This is a genomic window from Clostridium hydrogeniformans DSM 21757 (assembly GCF_000686705.1).
Classification (GTDB): domain Bacteria; phylum Bacillota; class Clostridia; order Clostridiales; family Clostridiaceae; genus Clostridium_Z; species Clostridium_Z hydrogeniformans.
In genome coordinates, this window is record NZ_JMLJ01000019.1 from 42,047 (window position 1) to 57,693 (window position 15,647).

The window sequence follows — 15,647 nt, forward strand, 5'->3', positions numbered from 1 at the left end:
TTATATGACTTATTTTGCTCCCTATATAGATAAATCAGGATTCCATATGCCGACTTATATAGATGTAAGAGATAAACTTATAGAAGATGCAAAATCTATCTTTGGACAAGACATTTATTTAGGAGAAGATAGTCAAGACTACCAATGGATTTCAACAGTAAGTGAAAAAATATATGATGCTTTTCAAATAGCACAGCATGTTTATAACAATCGTGGTCCTAATGTAGCTATAGGAAGTGGACTAGATTCTATTGTTAAAATTAATGGGATTAAAAGAAAACCAGCTATTTATAGTAAGTGTAAAGTAATTGTTAGTGGGATAAAAGAGACTACAATTAGGAATGGAATAGTTACTGATAAAGGAAATATAAAATGGGATTTACCAGCAACAGTTGTCATTCCTGAAAGTGGTGAACTTGAGACTATAGCTACATGTGAGATACCTGGACCAATAGTAGCTAATCCAGGGGATATAACAGGAATATTTAACCCTACTTTTGGTTGGAATGGTGTATATAATAAAGAAAGTGCAATCTTAGGATCTAATATAGAAGGTGATGCAGATTTAAGAAAAAGACAAAGTCAAAGTACCGCACAAGCAAGTTTAACTATGTTAGAAGGGACAAGTGGAGCAGTAGCACAAGTTAAAAAAGTACGTAGGTCGAAGGTTTATGAGAATGACACTAATTTAATAGATAAACGAGGATTACCACCACACTCCATTACTGCAGTAGTAGAGGGCGGAGAAGATAAAGATATAGCTAATGCAATATGGATTCATAAAGGAATTGGGTGTTTTACAAATGGAGATGTAACTGTAAAAATTACAGATAAAAAAAGGCAGGTAACACCAATTAAATTCTTTAGGCCAACATATGTAGATATAGAAGCAACAATAAATATAAAGAAATTAAATGGATACACAACAGAAACTACAGAATCCATTAAAAGAAACTTACAAACTTATTTAAATGCTATGGATATAGGGGCGAATTTATCTTTATCTGCATTATGGGGAGTGGCATTACAAGCAATGCCTAATTTAATGGACCCTATGTTCTCCATAACTTCTATAACTGCAGCAAGAGTAGGAGAAACCCAAAAGACAGAAGATATAGAACTAAAATTCAATGAGGTTTGCAGAGGAAATGTAAATCTTATTAAAGCGAATGTAGTTTAGAGGTGATGTCATGGCCATAGAAAAATATGTAGATAATATAACATCCCAACATAGGGATAAGCCTAAGTTTATTTCTTGGCTTAGTAAAAGTCTTACTATAATAGATCATGCTTATTTATCTGTTAAGAGTATAGATATAAACTTTGATTTAGATTATGCAGTAGGTAAACAACTAGATACATTAGGTAAGGTTATTGGGAGAGAAAGATTACTTACCTTCCAACCACTTAACGGACATAATCCAGTATTAGATGATGAGACCTATAGATTAGTACTAAAAGCAAAAGTAGCTATGAATATGTGGGATGGTACTATTCCACAGATGTATGAAATTTGGGATAACATATTTAAAGATATAGGATTGCAATTACAAGATAATCAGGACATGAGTTTTAATGCTTATATTACTGGTTATGTTAATCAAATTAGACAGGACCTAATACAGCATGGTTATATAGTACCTAAGCCAGAGGGTGTTAGAGTAAATTATATAGGTAAATCTTTGGTGGATTTTAAACCTTATTCTGCTATGGTTGTATCTATGGCTAAGAGTGAGGTTATTAATATGAGCTATAATCCTAAAGAAATTATAAACTTTAAGCAAAATCCATATTTTATTGTACAAGGATTAAATAAAAGCACCATAAAAATGAAAGGGGTTGAATAGATGGCACTTTTTAAAAATATGATAATAACCAGTAAGGGAATGGAATTATATGCAAAGGCTCAAGCAGGACAAAAAATACATTTTACTAAATTACAGGTTGGATCTGGTCAAATAGATACACAAAATCCTGTTACTTTACTAAGATTATTAAATCCTAAACTAGATGTTCCAATAACATCTATAGCGCCTAATCCAGAACTTAAAAGTGCAACAATAATAGGGAGTATAACAAATAAAAATGTTAAAGAGGCTATTTATATTTGTGAAATAGGACTATATGCAAAAGATCCAGATGAGGGAGAAATATTATATGGATATGCTAGCGCTGGTGGTTATGGAGATTATTACGCCCCGGAATCACAAGGTCCTTATAGTTGGCAGTATGAAATTAATGCATCCATAGGAAATGCTGCTAATGTTACTGCAGAGCTTAGTCAATTACAGTGGGATTATGGAGTAGTAAATTCTAATAAAACTTTCTATATTATACAAGGATCTAACCAAAGGGAAATAAATAAAAATATAGATGATAATCTAAAAACGTTAACTGATGAAAGTAGAGAAGCAAAGAATAAAATTAAGGTAATCGAAAGTACTATAGAGGATGGAAGATGTAGTTTCTCAACATCCAACGCACTAACAAAGTTGGATAATGTACAAGATGGGTATTTAACAGATGTAGTTATTAAGGGGAGAACTTTAGTTAACTTATGTTTAGATGGTAAAGTTCCTAAAAGTATAGAGGATGTTGGAGGAAAGCAGACATATTATTTTAAGCATAATGTATCTGCTAAGGGGGTATATACAATTGGATTTAGAATACAAAATTCAACACTTGATACATCTAGCATAAGATTTTTATATCCTATAGATGGAGGTATGGTTGAATACCCTGTTTCGAGTTACTATGCTAAAAAAGATGGATACCATTGGATAACAGTCAATGTAGAAAAAAATATAACCAATGAGATGTGTGGATTATATGTTTACCTAACAAATAAAGGAGAAAAGGCAACTCTATCAGAAATAATGGTTTTAAAGGGTGATTACACATCAAGTCCACCAATCTACTTCGAAGGAATTAAGTCTGCTGGAGAAGTCAACTATATAGATGGAAAATATATCGGTAAGAACTTATTTAAAGGAGAATATCAAAAAAAGTATATTCGAGGTGGAGATGGTAATAGTACTTTCCTTGACGACTCAAACACGAGAAGTGCTGTAATACCTATAGAGGCAGGAGGAAAATACTCAGTAAAAAAACATAGCATGAGCAACAGGTTTTCAATATGCTTGTATAATTCGATAGAAATAGGTTCGAACGCTACGCAAATTATCAATATGAGTGATTCTTTAACACAGACTACATTTACTAATACAAGTAATTCTAAGTACATGGTTATTTATGTGTCTAATGCAAAAGAAGAACCTTTGTTATTGGTGGAAAAGGGAGACGGTTTTAGTGAATATGAATCTTACTATGAAGGTAATAAAATTGAGATTTTAAGTACCGGTAAAAATCTATATAGGGTTGATATAGCTAAATTTAATGGCACTGATAGAATTTATACTTCAACTGATTTAATATACAATTTTAATGAAATGTATGCAATAAACAATTCAAATAAGAGATTGATTTTTGGAATTTCAAATAAACCTAATGGAGTTTGGATAAGGGATTATATTGTCAATGCAAATTCAATGCAAAAAATTCCTTTATATTCAAATGAATATGTGAAAACTGTAGCAGGACTATTTTCAGATGGATGGAAAGAAGCTGATTTAGATTATCTTAAAAATAATATTATGGTAACTAGTACCTTAGATACTAAGCAAGAATCGTATAAATCTAATAAAACAGAAATTCTATTAAAAGAACCTTTAAGAGGTTTACCGAATGGTGTCGCAGATACTATCAATCAAAGTAATGCTTTAACAAGAAGAATAATCAAAAAAAATATTTTGAGTTCATGGGATTGGAAGGTAAATACTTGGGCAGAAACATTACCAAATAGTATAGCATTTCAAGCGGGAGTAGAAGATATAAAGCATGGGGTAGGTGTGAATTTGATATGCAATAAGTTCACAGCATCAGATAAGGTTGGAAACGTTGATTTCGAAGGCATTACCTTGTCCGCTCAAAGTAATCTTTTGAGTATCAGGATTGCAAAAAATAAATTGAGTACCCATGACATAACTGGCTTTAAGAAGTGGTTAGATGACAATGAAGTTTTTATTTATTGTGAAAAAAAAGAGCCAACAATAGAACAAACCAATAATCCATTAAACATAAGAACATTTAAAGATGGTTATATACAACAAAATACTATTCTTCCAGCTACTATAGAGGGAAGATATCCTATTAGTTTAGGAGGTTCTATACAAAGCAATACTAATGCTATAAATCAGATGGAAAATGAGCTATTTGGAGTTTGGAGAAGTATATTAAGTTTAACTGATAATATGTTAAGTAGAGTTAGATGTGAAACAGAAAAGGTGATTATAAAGGGAGATTGGGTTGGGCCTAATAATGAGTGTTCCATACTTTATGAATATTTACCTAATAATGTTGTTAGGGCAAACATAAAATGCACAGAAATAAAATTAAATGGTAATGGATCAGCTACATTCAATGTTCCACTAAAGTTTTTAACTAACATTGAAGACACCTATGGTGGAGGAGGTCAGATTTATAGAATCTTAGAAAATGGGAGTTGGATAACAGATGACTTTAGAACAACATCCTATAATGTAACATGCCAACCGAATGGGAATAACCTAATAACAATTTGGGTGGATGAAGTAAATCAACTCTCACAGGGACAACTTGCTGAGAAAGCTGGGATACATGCTTATACAATATTAAAATTAAAGTAGGAGGGAAATGCATGAGTGAGTATATTTTAGCTATACTTAATGGAAATCTGGTCTTAATTAACACTATATTAAATAGCATACCTTCTAATTATATAAAGATTAATAATGAATTAGTTGGGTATTTTAGAGAAAGAATATGTACTCATACTTTTAATGGTGAAACAATAAAAGAAGAGAAAATAACTACAAAAGAACAAATAGACAAATATTTAAGTATAAAACTAAATATGACAATTCCAGATACAAGTAATAAAAATAAGGATCAGGAAATAAAAGAATTGAAAGATACCATAGACGCTCTTATTTTATCTAATTTAGGAGGTAAGACAGATGTTTAATACTTTAAAAAGACTATATTTAGAACAAAGGTTAACAGATATTATGTTAGGTAGAGCAGTTGAAAAAGGATGGATTACAGAAGAAGAAAAAAAAGAAATAATGGATTCAAATGGAGGTATGTAATAATGGATAGCTTTGATGTAATTATGGAGAATTGCCCTTTTCTAAAGAGAGTTATAGAAAATAAAATAGCAGAGGAGGTAGGAAAAAAAGATGAAGAAATAGAAGAGCTTAAGGAAACAGTAAAGAACCTTACAGAAACACTACTTATAGGAGGTATTTCTAATGTATAAAATAGTATTGGAGCTATGGTTAGAAAAAAGAATAGATGAGAGTGGATTAGATAGGGCAATAAAATTTAGGTGGATTACAGAAGAACAGAAAAAAGAAATAATGGATATGTAGAAGAATCTAGGCAATAGAAAGGCTTAGATTCTTTTTATTGCCTTAAAACCTAAGAAAAGGAGTGATATACAAGTGATGAAACCACCAATTACAAGAATGGGCGGAAAGTCCAAATTAAGAAAAGAAATAATAAGTATGATACCAGATCACACTTGTTATGTTGAGTTATTCTTTGGAGCAGGATGGGTTTATTTTGGAAAAGAACCTAGTAAGGTTGAAGTTATAAATGATATTGATAAAGAACTAATAAACCTATTTAGAATGATAAAATATCATGCTCCAGAAATAGAGAGAATGCTTGAGTACGAATTCTCAGGTAGAGATATTTTTGAGGAATATAAGAATATGACTATTGAAAATCTTACAGAGATACATAGGTCTGTAAGGTTTTTGTATTTAATAAGTCAATCCTTTGCAGGTAAGGGAAATCATTATGGATATGGTACAAATTCTAAACCTAAACCACAAATTTTTTACAAAGGTATTTTAAATGATATAAAAGAAAGGCTTAGAAATACTTATGTTGAAAATCTAAGCTTTGAAAAGACAATTGAAAAGTATGATAGAGATTATACTTTCTTCTTTGCAGACCCACCTTATTTTGAAACAGCAGGTTATGGTAACAGTTTTAAGGAAGAAGAACACTTAATATTAAGAGATAAACTTAAAAATATAAAGGGTAAATTCTTATTAACAATTAATGACCATGAGAAGGTTAGAGAATGGTATAAAGATTTTAATATAAAAGAAACAGAAGTAAGCTATTCTGTGGCTAAGGATAAGAAAGCAAGGGGGAAGTATAAAGAATTAATAATAACTAACTATTAAAGGTAGGTGTTATTATGAGTGTTGAGATAGGAGTTATATGTACTTTACTAGGAGCTTTACTAGGTTACTTAGGATTTAGAAGAAATGAAAATAAAGACATAAAAGAAGACGCTAAAAGTAATGCTCATTTGTCTACAACCCTAGCTTATATAAGTAAAGGTGTAGATGATATAAGACTAGATATTAAAGCACAAGACAGGAGAACAACGGACATAGACTCTAGGTTAATAAGGGTTGAGGAAAGCAGTAAATCAGCACACAAAAGAATTGATACATTAGAAAAAGAAGGTGTATAGTATATGGATTTAATAAAATTTGTTCCAGAGCAGTTACTTATATTAGTAGCTGCTCTTTATGTTATAGGCATATTTTTAAAAGCATCTAAAATAAAAGATTGGACCATACCATGGATTCTATTAGTTGTAGGTATAATTGGAGCTATAGGAATAGAAGGAATAAGTGTATTAGCGATAATAGAAGGGGTTATATGTACTGGAGTTGCAGTGCTAATTAATCAATTAATTAAACAAAGTACGGAAAAGAAGGATCTAGGAAACTAGGTTCTTTTTTATTTTAAAGATAAGGAGAGGATATTATGAAAATAGGATTAAGAGGTGGACATAGTGAGAATCATAAAGGTGCAAGTTCTGATATAACTGGGTATGATGAATGGTCTCAAATGCAAGAACTTTATAGAAATGTAAAAACTGTTTTAGAAGCTTATGGACATACAGTGATAGATTGTAATGCTTATAATTCAAGCTCTATAAATGATGAGTTAACTCAAGGAACAAGTAAAGCAACTAATAATGGAGTTGATATATTTATATCTCTTCATATGAATGCATTTAATGGAAGTGCACAAGGACACGAATGTTGGATATTTGATGAAAATAGAAATACTATAGCAAAAGATGTTGCTAAAAGAATAGCTAAAAACTTTGGTAATCATGGATTTAAACTAAGGCCAGAAAATAATGGCGTAAAAGGAATGAAACAATATAATAAAAACTATCATGATTTAAAGGCACCAATAGCGCCCGCTATTATAGTTGAAACAATATTTTGTGATAGTTTAGAAGATAAGAAAATTTGGGCTCCTACTTCTTGGGATGAATTAGCTAGACTTGTTGTAAATGGAATAGATCCTAATATACCTTTAATGTTAAATGATTCTAAAAAATCAAAAGAACCTTCAGAGGGTTATGTAGTTACAGGATATTTAGATAAACAGCTTAAAAATTATGATGGGGCAGAGGTTGCAGGAGCTATAAGATATTACTTTAAAGATATAGATAGAGTGTATATTAGAAGTAATTCCATAGGTATGTGGTTAGAAACACAGTTATTGCCTATGGATAAATGCAAGGAAATAAAAGAGTTATTAGGTAGTTGGGGTAAAATTAGATGTTAATATTTATAATATTATATAAATTTTTGGTAAAAATTTGTATGAGAATACAATAATTATATTTATAAAAAATACATATTTACCATTTTATTATTTAGATGTAAAATAAATACAGATACAATTTTTATATCTAAATTATAGAAAGGGGGAAATTAAGAATGAAAAAGTTTTTTTCAAAAAAGAAAATCTTTGCGCTAGTTTTCGCTAGTATGATGTTATTCTCTGCTACGGCAGCATTTGCAGCACCTGTTTGTCCAGCATATGAGGATGGACATAGATTTTATAATCAGGTATATTTAAGGCAGGAAACTCAGACAGTGAGGCATTATCCAACTAGTGTTGGTCCAGGATGTGATGTTACTACAACATATAATGTTTATAAAAAAACTTGTGCTTGTGGATATTCAACTCCAACAGGAATTATAAGAGAAAAATTATATGAATCTCACTCAGTGAATCATAATTAATGGTATTATAAAATAAAAAAGGTGGTCTAGGGAGTAATCCTTAGACCACCTTTTTTATTTTATAATAAATATTGGAGTTAGGTGTAAATAATGTATAGATAATTACAATTCTCTTAACAATTAAGCTTGTTTATACCAGTAAAGATACAGAAATAGATGACACCAAATGGACTGAGAAGCTTTATAATAAAATAAAAAAGATTTTAATATAGATTATGAAATCATAATGCTAAATAAAAATACAGTGAAATATAATAATAGTGCTGATGGAATATATATGTGGTAATAGCAGTTATGGAATCAATATTGTTTTTTTATTTTAGCAAATATTTTACCAATATATATAAATCCAATAAGTACATCTGCTACAGTTATGTAGTTTGTATATGATATACTTAAGGGGAACCTACAATTAGACATAAATCTTTTATTAATCATATAACTTTAATGGTATTAAATGAATTAAGACCAGAAAACGAAAAAAGTCTAGAGAATAATATTCATATTAGACTTTCATAGTAATTTTGGTGTTATAGACAAATTTACCATATTTAATGTAAAATGAAATAACCACTAAATTTTATATATAAGTGGTTACTAAATAAATATATAGTGGGGGAAGTATATGATACATAGCATAGAAATAAAAGATTTTAGAGCACTTAAAAATGTGAATATAAATTTAGGAAAATATATAACAGCTATTTCTGGAAGAAATGGATTGGGAAAGTCTACAATTTTAGCTTTATTGGGAAATACATGTGAGTTAAAGGTAAAAGAAGGAAAAACACTGTTTGATACGCAGTTTAGAACAGAGTTTAGTGAAATATTTAAAGCTTCTAAGGAATTTGATAAGAGTGGTTCCGATAAATTTAAGGTTAATTTTAATGATATAAGTAATCCTGATAAGATAAGTGACTGTAAAATAAGCAGAGTAACATGGCAAAAAGGTAAAAGATTTAGAGTTATACCAGAAACAAAAAATGAAAAGGAGAAAAATAGCAGAAAAAAAGAATTACCCTCTATATATCTTGGTTTATCAAGATTATATCCTATAGGCGAAGTCAGTGACGAGGAAATAAATATTAAAAATATTAAATTAGAAGAAGAAGAAGAAATTTATTTTGTAGATAACTATATTGATATTTTAAATTTAAAAATGGATGAAGGAGAAAATCTTTCTTTTGAAATGATAGATATAGGACGAACTAGAAGAAAAAAGGGAATAGGAGTTTGTACATCAACATATAGTTCTATTACTAATTCAGCTGGACAAGATAATATAGGCCAAATAATAATGTCTATATTATCATTTCGTAAATTATCAAAAAATAATAAAAATTATAATGGAGGATTGCTATTAATTGATGAAATAGATGCTGCTTTACATCCTATTGCTCAAATAAAATTAGTTAGATTTTTGTATAAGGCATGTAAAGAATTAAAATTACAAGTTGTATTTACTACACATAGCGTCTCCTTATTAAAATATTTATGTTCTAAGGTTTTACATAATAAAAATACTAATGTAAATAATTATGAAATACATTACTTAACTACAAATAATGGGCCTTTAAAAGTTTTGAGAAATACAGAATTTCCAATTATAGAAAATGACTTAATGCTTTCTCAACCAGGAAGCAATATAAAGAAAATAACCGTTTATTCCGAAGACTCTGAAGGAAGATGGTTTTTTCAAAAACTTACAGAAAAATATTCTTTATATTTAGATGTTATTAAAGTAAAATTATCATATGAATCATTACTTCAACTTAATAAAAATGATCCACTTTACTTTTCAAATGTACTTTTTGTGTTAGATGGAGATGTAAAATCAATTGAGGAATCAGGAAACTCTAAAGGAAATATAATTAAGTTACCAGGTGAAGTTAGACCAGAGCAAGTCATATACGAGTTTCTATTAAATTTAAGTTCAGATTCTCAGCTTTGGGAAAATGGACTTAACATAGGTTTTTCAAAAGAGAGTATTGAAGAAAATGGACCATTATCACAAAAGTTTGATGGAAAAGATAGAGAAAGATACAAAAAATGGTTTAATGAAAATTTAGGAATAATAGAATCATTAGATGTCTTTGGTTATTGGATTAAAGAAAATGAGGAAATGTATAATAATTTTATAGAGAGATTTAAAAGTTCTTATAATACAATAGCCAAAAGAAAATTATCTCCTATTATAAAGTAAATCTGTTATAGGATATAATTTAATTATATTATTTAGGAGGTGAAGTATGGCTAAAGAAACATATTCACCGTTAAGATATCCAGGAAGTAAAAATAAATTAGCCGAATATATAAAAGAATTGATTTATTTAAAGAAACTGAATAATTCAACATATGTTGAGCCATTCTGTGGAGGAGCTTCAGTGGCTTTGTCACTATTAATAAATGGGCATGTATCTAATATAATAATCAATGACTATGATAAATCAATATATGCCTTTTGGTATTCTGTGATATATCATAATAATGAGCTATGTGAACTGATTAAAAATACTAATATTACAATGGAAGAATGGCAAAAACAAAAAAAGATTCAATTTAATAAAGAAAAGGAAGATTTATTAAGCTTAGGATTCTCAACGTTATTTTTAAATAGAACTAATAGATCTGGAATATTAAAAGCAGGGGTAATTGGTGGAATAAATCAATTAGGAACATATAAGCTTGATTGTAGGTTTAATAAAGATAAACTAATACAAAAGATAAAGCTAATTGGAACATATAGAGATAGGATTAAAGTTTACAATTTAGATACAGAAGAACTTATAAAGCAAGTAATTTCAAATTTAAATAAGAAATCATTTATTTTTTTTGATCCACCTTATTATAAAAAAGGCTCATGTTTATATACTAATTTTTATAAACATGATAATCATATTTCCTTATCTAATAAAATTAAAAATATAAAATATCATTCCTGGATTGTTACATATGATAATATAGATAATATAAAAAGAATGTATAAAGGATACTTTAAGGAATTATATAAATTAAATTATTCTGTAAAAGTTAAATATAAAGGAGAAGAAGTAATTATGTATAGTAATACTTTGAGTAAAGATTTAAAAAATAAAAATTTAACTATACATAAATATTGTGATAAAGTTTAAATTATATAAATTAGATAGGGTGAGTTTATGGGAGTGACGAATAGACTAAAAGAAATTAGAATGAAAGAATATATGATGGATCAAAATGAATTTGCAAAGTTTATTGGAGTTACAAATAAAGTTTATTGGAGTTGGGAGAATGATAAAAGTAGACCAACTTTAGAAAAAGCTTTAGAGATATCCAAAAAATTAAATATAAATGTTAATGAAATATGGCATCTAGAATAGATGTCTATTTTTTTATTCTTTATATTAAAAAATATTAGACTTAATCTAATATTTTAGGAAACTTTTCAGAGTTTACTACATATGATATACCAAGAGAGTTAAAAAAATATAAAACAAGTATGAAGGAAGGTGTGAAGATGTGGCTAAAAAGGTGCCTATTAGTTTCAAAGAGACAACCAAAGATATAAAGCTATATACATTTATTATGTCTATAGAGGAAAGAGAAAGAAGTGCTTGGATTAAAGAACAGTTAAGAAAAGTTTTAGAGAAAGAAAATAATAATTAGGAGGTATATATAATGTTAGGTTTATTAAAAGTTTTAGATTTAGGAAGAGAAGATCTGTATGTAGAGAAAGGGATATTAAAAAGAGAAGGTAATTGTAATTGGGAAGAGTGCTTTATTGTGGACAGTGGGGAAGGGGGATTCTTAGATTTAGAAGGAAATTGGATTGAGGACTACTTAGAAGATTGGAAGCCTAAAGGCATCTTAATAGATGCAGAAATGGGTATTAACAATATAAAAAATAGCCTAACCGATTAAAGGCTAGACTATCCCTAAGTTACTGCTGCGTTCACTACTGCGTACGCTTACTAGCAGTATATGCATATGCTATATAAAAGTTGACAGTATTTATATACATTTTACTATTATTAATGAAAATTTTACTATCTTAATAAAGTTTCTGCGATTCTAACTCCAGTAGAAAAAGCCATTGTTATTAATGCTATAGCAAAAGTTATAGTCATATAAAACACCTCCAGATGATAAAGTAGGTTTTCTTAATTCTATTATTAACTATTAGGGAGGGGATTATACATGGAAATAACGTTCTTTTATTATAATGAAAACTCTTTTAAAAACAGACTAATGAGAGAGAAGTATAAATGGGGAGAAGAGTTTGCTAAAGTAGTTATGGCAGATAAGAAGCTTAAAGCTCTTACTACATTTGTTATGGCCAATACATTAATGTTAAAAAAGGCTTGTGCATCATCAGCAGAAATAGCAGCTGACTTAGGAAAAGTAGACTTAGCAGGAGGAACTTTACTGACAATATGTAGAAGGTTTGGTTATTGGGTTTGCCTAATAATGTGTATTGCAGAAATAATTAAAAGCTTATCTCAAGGGGATACAAAGGGTATAGGGAAAATTGTGGCCAAGTATACTATAGGTTTTGCTACCTTTTATTTCTTGCCATGGATATTTGATTTAATAAAGGCTATGTTTTAAGGGGGAGGGGAGAATATGTCAGAGTATGTTTTAGGAATAATTAAGGATGTAGTTCTAGGGATTATAAAATGGATAGTGATAGGAGTAGTTAACTGTAGCTACTGGATATTTCTACTCTGTGCTTTAGTATGCCTAATACTTTATATAGCAGGTCTTAAGAAAGCTGGTAAATATGTACCTATAAGTTTTATCGCCTATCTTTTCTTACAAGCAATCAAAGGAGCTATTATGTAATGTTAGAGAAATTTAAAAAGAAAGAATTTATACCATGGGATAAGTACTTTAAACTTATTAAACCTAATTATATTTATCTTAAAATAATACCTCATAAATCTATAAGAAATTACAATTCTAGTAATATAGCAAAGGCTATTACACATACCTTTAGATCCATAAACAAGAGAATAAAAATTGAGCAAAAAAAGTTGTGGTTTGAGTTAAACTTTAAAATTAGCTATGTAATAGATATAGAGAGTGATAATGCTAGTTTCTATTTTATAGTTCCTGAAGTATTTCAAAATATTTTACTAGAGAAAATAAGTGAGATATGGACCAAAGCTACAATAGAAAGGGTGGAATGTATCAATCCTTTTGCTTTTGACTCTACTAAGTATCAACTAGGATATAAGAAAGAAGATGCTTTAAGCTTACAAGTGGATAAAAAGAGCAATGAACCTTTAAATTCTATCCTAAATGTAATAGAGATAATGAAGGATGAAGATAGGGTCACTATAATATATAACTTTCTTCCAAGAACACAATTTGGATGGCTTAAGCAGTACCAGGATACAATGCAGAAACTAAAGGAGCATAAACCTATAGAAAAAGAAAAAATGAGCTTCTCTTATATAAGTAAGGGTTTATTGTCCTATGTAGTGGATTTGCTTGATACAGTTATGGAAGTCTTTAATGATTTTACAGGAGGTACTAAGCAGAAAGAGAACCAACAGAGCTTTGCAGAAGCTTTAGCAACTGCATTGGAACAGGAGAAGGAATTAAGTAATGATACTAAGAAGAAAAAGGACATTAGGGTATTAGACACTCAAATAGTAGTGGTTAGCAGCAGTAAGGATAAAACTAGAGAGGATAATAATGCTCTATCGGTTTGCCAAAGTTATAGAGTTTTAGACGAGGACAATGAACTAAACTATAAAAAAATTACTTCTAATATAAGTACTAAAGAATATAAGTTTAAAAATGTAGATGTTAATACAATTTCTACAGATGAAGCACAGAACTTTATACAGATACCAGGGAGACAGCTTTTAAGAGATCATAGGATAAAACATATCAATATAGAAGAAACTCAAGTTCCAGATAAATTACAGGAAGGTTATTTTTCTTTAGGAGAAGTTAAATATAAAGGAAGTGTTTCTAACTCTTATCTAGAAAATGAATATAATATAGGTAATTTACCCTTAGTCCTTATAGGGAGCCAAGGAAGTGGTAAAACAACCTATATGAAGAATATAGCTAGGTATTGCAGCAACAACGGGGAAGGTGTATTCCTAATAGACTTCATTAAAAATTGTGAGTTAAGTAATGATATAGCTAAAGTTATACCTAAGGATAAACTAATAGTCTTAAACCTAGCAGAGGAGAAAGACATTCAAGGATTAGGATTTAATGAGATAAAAATCACAGATGACATGACTTCCTATAAAAAGATGATGTTAGCCAACTTGCAGAGCCAACAAGTTATGGCTCTAGTAGATAGTATAAGTGTAGGAGATCCTTTGTCCAGCAGAATGAGAAGATTCTTAAGTGCTGCTTGTAATGTAGTTTTTGTACAAGGTCACAGCAGTATAAGAAATGTTATAGAGTGCTTAGAAAATCATAATAAGAGAAAGAAATATATAGAATCCCTACCTAAATTACTGACCAATTTATTAGAGGATGATATAGATACTTTAAGCGAATTAAATGAATGGTCCAAAGCAACTAAAAATAATCCACCTGAAATTATAGGGACTAAAGAATCCAAAATAGAGCACATACTAGATAGAATTTCATTACTAAGAGAGGACTTTAAACTTAAGTATATGTATAATAAAAACTGTAGTAATAATATAGATTTAGTTGAATGCATGGAGCAGGGAAAAGTAGTCCTAATCCAGATGAAAGAATCTGATTTTCCAACTAAAATGATTAAGAATATCCTGGTTACTTATTGGATAAGTAAGATATGGTTAACTAGTCAATTAAGGGGTAGTTTAAAAGACAGGCCTTTAAGATGCAATGTAATTGCAGATGAAATATTCCAAGCCCCCACATGCATGAAAACATTAGAATATATACTTCCACAGAGTAGAAAGTTTGGTTGTAAATTTATTTTCAGCACTCAATACATTAAACAATTAGAAAGTATATTTAATACATTAGAAGCTAGTGGATCTAGTTATATGCTGTTAAAAGGTTCTATGGAAGATGACTTTAATCACTTCAAATCTAAGTTGGAGAACTTTGAATTTGAGGACCTTAGGGACATGCAACAATTTAGCAGTCTAAATCTTATATACTATTCTAGCGGATATGCCAGTTTTATAAGTAAGCTTCCTAGGCCTGTTTAATATAAAATATATGAGGAATAATATAATGGGAAGCATTGATAATAGTAAGCTTATGAATATAATGTTGGAAACAATAAAAATTCCGACATTCTTCCGACCATATATAAGTTATTAGAAAATATATTAAAATATATAGAAGTATGATTTAATAATTTGAATCAAAGTTTTTTACCTATTAAGGTGACATAGAGATAAACATAGTTATGATAAGATATAGAATAATGTAATTATTTCATAAAAACCAAAATATGCTAAGGAATAATTAATCAAAATATAACAAATTATTCTAAAACTTAATAATTCAAGACACACCTCA

Annotated in this window: 20 protein-coding genes; all 20 read left to right on the forward strand. The window is 29.2% G+C overall.

The features are described from left to right. Nucleotides 1-4: 4 nt before the first annotated feature. Entirely contained in the window at nt 5-1,180 is a 1,176-nt protein-coding gene (locus BR69_RS0111880) for a baseplate J/gp47 family protein (RefSeq protein ID WP_027633393.1), read from the forward strand. Nucleotides 1,181-1,190: 10 nt separating this feature from the next. Beyond that, nucleotides 1,191-1,847 carry a baseplate wedge 1 family protein gene (locus tag BR69_RS20475; protein WP_034849834.1) on the forward strand — a complete coding sequence of 219 codons (657 nt, stop codon included), beginning with the start codon at nt 1,191-1,193 and terminating at the stop codon, nt 1,845-1,847. After that, nucleotides 1,848-4,724 carry a hypothetical protein gene (locus tag BR69_RS0111890; RefSeq protein WP_027633394.1) on the forward strand — a complete coding sequence of 959 codons (2,877 nt, stop codon included), beginning with the start codon at nt 1,848-1,850 and terminating at the stop codon, nt 4,722-4,724. 11 nt (nt 4,725-4,735) lie between these two features. Then, entirely contained in the window at nt 4,736-5,062 is a 327-nt protein-coding gene (locus BR69_RS0111895) for a hypothetical protein (RefSeq protein ID WP_027633395.1), read from the forward strand. Then, on the forward strand, nt 5,055-5,186 hold the full coding sequence (locus tag BR69_RS21555) for an XkdX family protein (RefSeq protein WP_084315452.1): 132 nt from the start codon (nt 5,055-5,057) through the stop codon (nt 5,184-5,186). The genes BR69_RS0111895 and BR69_RS21555 overlap by 8 nt, the downstream gene beginning before the upstream one ends. 2 nt (nt 5,187-5,188) lie before the next feature. Continuing rightward, nucleotides 5,189-5,356 (forward strand): hypothetical protein, encoded by a 168-nt coding sequence (locus BR69_RS21855; protein ID WP_160169953.1) that lies wholly within the window; start codon nt 5,189-5,191, stop codon nt 5,354-5,356. Further along, nucleotides 5,349-5,468 carry an XkdX family protein gene (locus tag BR69_RS22490; RefSeq protein WP_423219681.1) on the forward strand — a complete coding sequence of 40 codons (120 nt, stop codon included), beginning with the start codon at nt 5,349-5,351 and terminating at the stop codon, nt 5,466-5,468. The genes BR69_RS21855 and BR69_RS22490 overlap by 8 nt, the downstream gene beginning before the upstream one ends. 75 nt (nt 5,469-5,543) lie before the next feature. Beyond that, the gene (locus BR69_RS0111915) at nt 5,544-6,296 is read left to right on the forward strand and encodes a DNA adenine methylase (RefSeq protein ID WP_207640771.1); all 753 of its coding nucleotides are present in this window, start codon (nt 5,544-5,546) and stop codon (nt 6,294-6,296) included. A gap of 14 nt (nt 6,297-6,310) precedes the next feature. Continuing rightward, a complete protein-coding gene (locus BR69_RS0111920) occupies nt 6,311-6,592 on the forward strand; it encodes a hypothetical protein (protein WP_027633397.1) in 282 nt (93 codons plus the stop codon). A 3-nt stretch (nt 6,593-6,595) separates the two neighbouring features. Beyond that, entirely contained in the window at nt 6,596-6,856 is a 261-nt protein-coding gene (locus BR69_RS0111925; RefSeq protein ID WP_027633398.1) for a phage holin family protein, read from the forward strand. 35 nt (nt 6,857-6,891) lie between these two features. After that, on the forward strand, nt 6,892-7,710 hold the full coding sequence (locus BR69_RS0111930) for an N-acetylmuramoyl-L-alanine amidase (RefSeq protein ID WP_027633399.1): 819 nt from the start codon (nt 6,892-6,894) through the stop codon (nt 7,708-7,710). Nucleotides 7,711-7,865: 155 nt separating this feature from the next. Further along, the gene (locus BR69_RS0111935; RefSeq protein ID WP_027633400.1) at nt 7,866-8,174 is read left to right on the forward strand and encodes a hypothetical protein; all 309 of its coding nucleotides are present in this window, start codon (nt 7,866-7,868) and stop codon (nt 8,172-8,174) included. A 625-nt stretch (nt 8,175-8,799) separates the two neighbouring features. Further along, entirely contained in the window at nt 8,800-10,377 is a 1,578-nt protein-coding gene (locus BR69_RS0111940; RefSeq protein WP_027633401.1) for an AAA family ATPase, read from the forward strand. Between the two features lie 46 nt (nt 10,378-10,423). Further along, entirely contained in the window at nt 10,424-11,305 is an 882-nt protein-coding gene (locus tag BR69_RS0111945; RefSeq protein WP_027633402.1) for a DNA adenine methylase, read from the forward strand. Between the two features lie 27 nt (nt 11,306-11,332). Beyond that, nucleotides 11,333-11,533 carry a helix-turn-helix transcriptional regulator gene (locus tag BR69_RS0111950; protein ID WP_027633403.1) on the forward strand — a complete coding sequence of 67 codons (201 nt, stop codon included), beginning with the start codon at nt 11,333-11,335 and terminating at the stop codon, nt 11,531-11,533. A 139-nt stretch (nt 11,534-11,672) separates the two neighbouring features. Continuing rightward, entirely contained in the window at nt 11,673-11,819 is a 147-nt protein-coding gene (locus BR69_RS22000; protein WP_162832178.1) for a hypothetical protein, read from the forward strand. A gap of 12 nt (nt 11,820-11,831) precedes the next feature. Further along, nucleotides 11,832-12,074 carry a hypothetical protein gene (locus BR69_RS0111960; protein WP_027633404.1) on the forward strand — a complete coding sequence of 81 codons (243 nt, stop codon included), beginning with the start codon at nt 11,832-11,834 and terminating at the stop codon, nt 12,072-12,074. 276 nt (nt 12,075-12,350) lie between these two features. Continuing rightward, a complete protein-coding gene (locus BR69_RS0111970) occupies nt 12,351-12,761 on the forward strand; it encodes a hypothetical protein (protein ID WP_027633405.1) in 411 nt (136 codons plus the stop codon). Between the two features lie 15 nt (nt 12,762-12,776). Continuing rightward, a complete protein-coding gene (locus BR69_RS0111975; protein WP_027633406.1) occupies nt 12,777-12,995 on the forward strand; it encodes a hypothetical protein in 219 nt (72 codons plus the stop codon). Further along, nucleotides 12,995-15,331, forward strand: coding sequence for an ATP-binding protein (locus BR69_RS0111980; RefSeq protein WP_027633407.1), 2,337 nt, complete (start codon nt 12,995-12,997; stop codon nt 15,329-15,331). Before BR69_RS0111975 ends, BR69_RS0111980 begins: the two co-directional genes overlap by 1 nt. The last annotated feature ends 316 nt before the right edge of the window (nt 15,332-15,647 follow it).

Coding starts and splice junctions, on each gene's coding strand:
- BR69_RS0111880 (WP_027633393.1), top strand. CDS start 5: ATGACTTATTTTGCTCCCTATATAGATAAATCAGGATTCCATATGCCG.
- BR69_RS20475 (WP_034849834.1), top strand. CDS start 1,191: ATGGCCATAGAAAAATATGTAGATAATATAACATCCCAACATAGGGAT.
- BR69_RS0111890 (WP_027633394.1), top strand. CDS start 1,848: ATGGCACTTTTTAAAAATATGATAATAACCAGTAAGGGAATGGAATTA.
- BR69_RS0111895 (WP_027633395.1), top strand. CDS start 4,736: ATGAGTGAGTATATTTTAGCTATACTTAATGGAAATCTGGTCTTAATT.
- BR69_RS21555 (WP_084315452.1), top strand. CDS start 5,055: ATGTTTAATACTTTAAAAAGACTATATTTAGAACAAAGGTTAACAGAT.
- BR69_RS21855 (WP_160169953.1), top strand. CDS start 5,189: ATGGATAGCTTTGATGTAATTATGGAGAATTGCCCTTTTCTAAAGAGA.
- BR69_RS22490 (WP_423219681.1), top strand. CDS start 5,349: ATGTATAAAATAGTATTGGAGCTATGGTTAGAAAAAAGAATAGATGAG.
- BR69_RS0111915 (WP_207640771.1), top strand. CDS start 5,544: ATGAAACCACCAATTACAAGAATGGGCGGAAAGTCCAAATTAAGAAAA.
- BR69_RS0111920 (WP_027633397.1), top strand. CDS start 6,311: ATGAGTGTTGAGATAGGAGTTATATGTACTTTACTAGGAGCTTTACTA.
- BR69_RS0111925 (WP_027633398.1), top strand. CDS start 6,596: ATGGATTTAATAAAATTTGTTCCAGAGCAGTTACTTATATTAGTAGCT.
- BR69_RS0111930 (WP_027633399.1), top strand. CDS start 6,892: ATGAAAATAGGATTAAGAGGTGGACATAGTGAGAATCATAAAGGTGCA.
- BR69_RS0111935 (WP_027633400.1), top strand. CDS start 7,866: ATGAAAAAGTTTTTTTCAAAAAAGAAAATCTTTGCGCTAGTTTTCGCT.
- BR69_RS0111940 (WP_027633401.1), top strand. CDS start 8,800: ATGATACATAGCATAGAAATAAAAGATTTTAGAGCACTTAAAAATGTG.
- BR69_RS0111945 (WP_027633402.1), top strand. CDS start 10,424: ATGGCTAAAGAAACATATTCACCGTTAAGATATCCAGGAAGTAAAAAT.
- BR69_RS0111950 (WP_027633403.1), top strand. CDS start 11,333: ATGGGAGTGACGAATAGACTAAAAGAAATTAGAATGAAAGAATATATG.
- BR69_RS0111960 (WP_027633404.1), top strand. CDS start 11,832: ATGTTAGGTTTATTAAAAGTTTTAGATTTAGGAAGAGAAGATCTGTAT.
- BR69_RS0111970 (WP_027633405.1), top strand. CDS start 12,351: ATGGAAATAACGTTCTTTTATTATAATGAAAACTCTTTTAAAAACAGA.
- BR69_RS0111975 (WP_027633406.1), top strand. CDS start 12,777: ATGTCAGAGTATGTTTTAGGAATAATTAAGGATGTAGTTCTAGGGATT.
- BR69_RS0111980 (WP_027633407.1), top strand. CDS start 12,995: ATGTTAGAGAAATTTAAAAAGAAAGAATTTATACCATGGGATAAGTAC.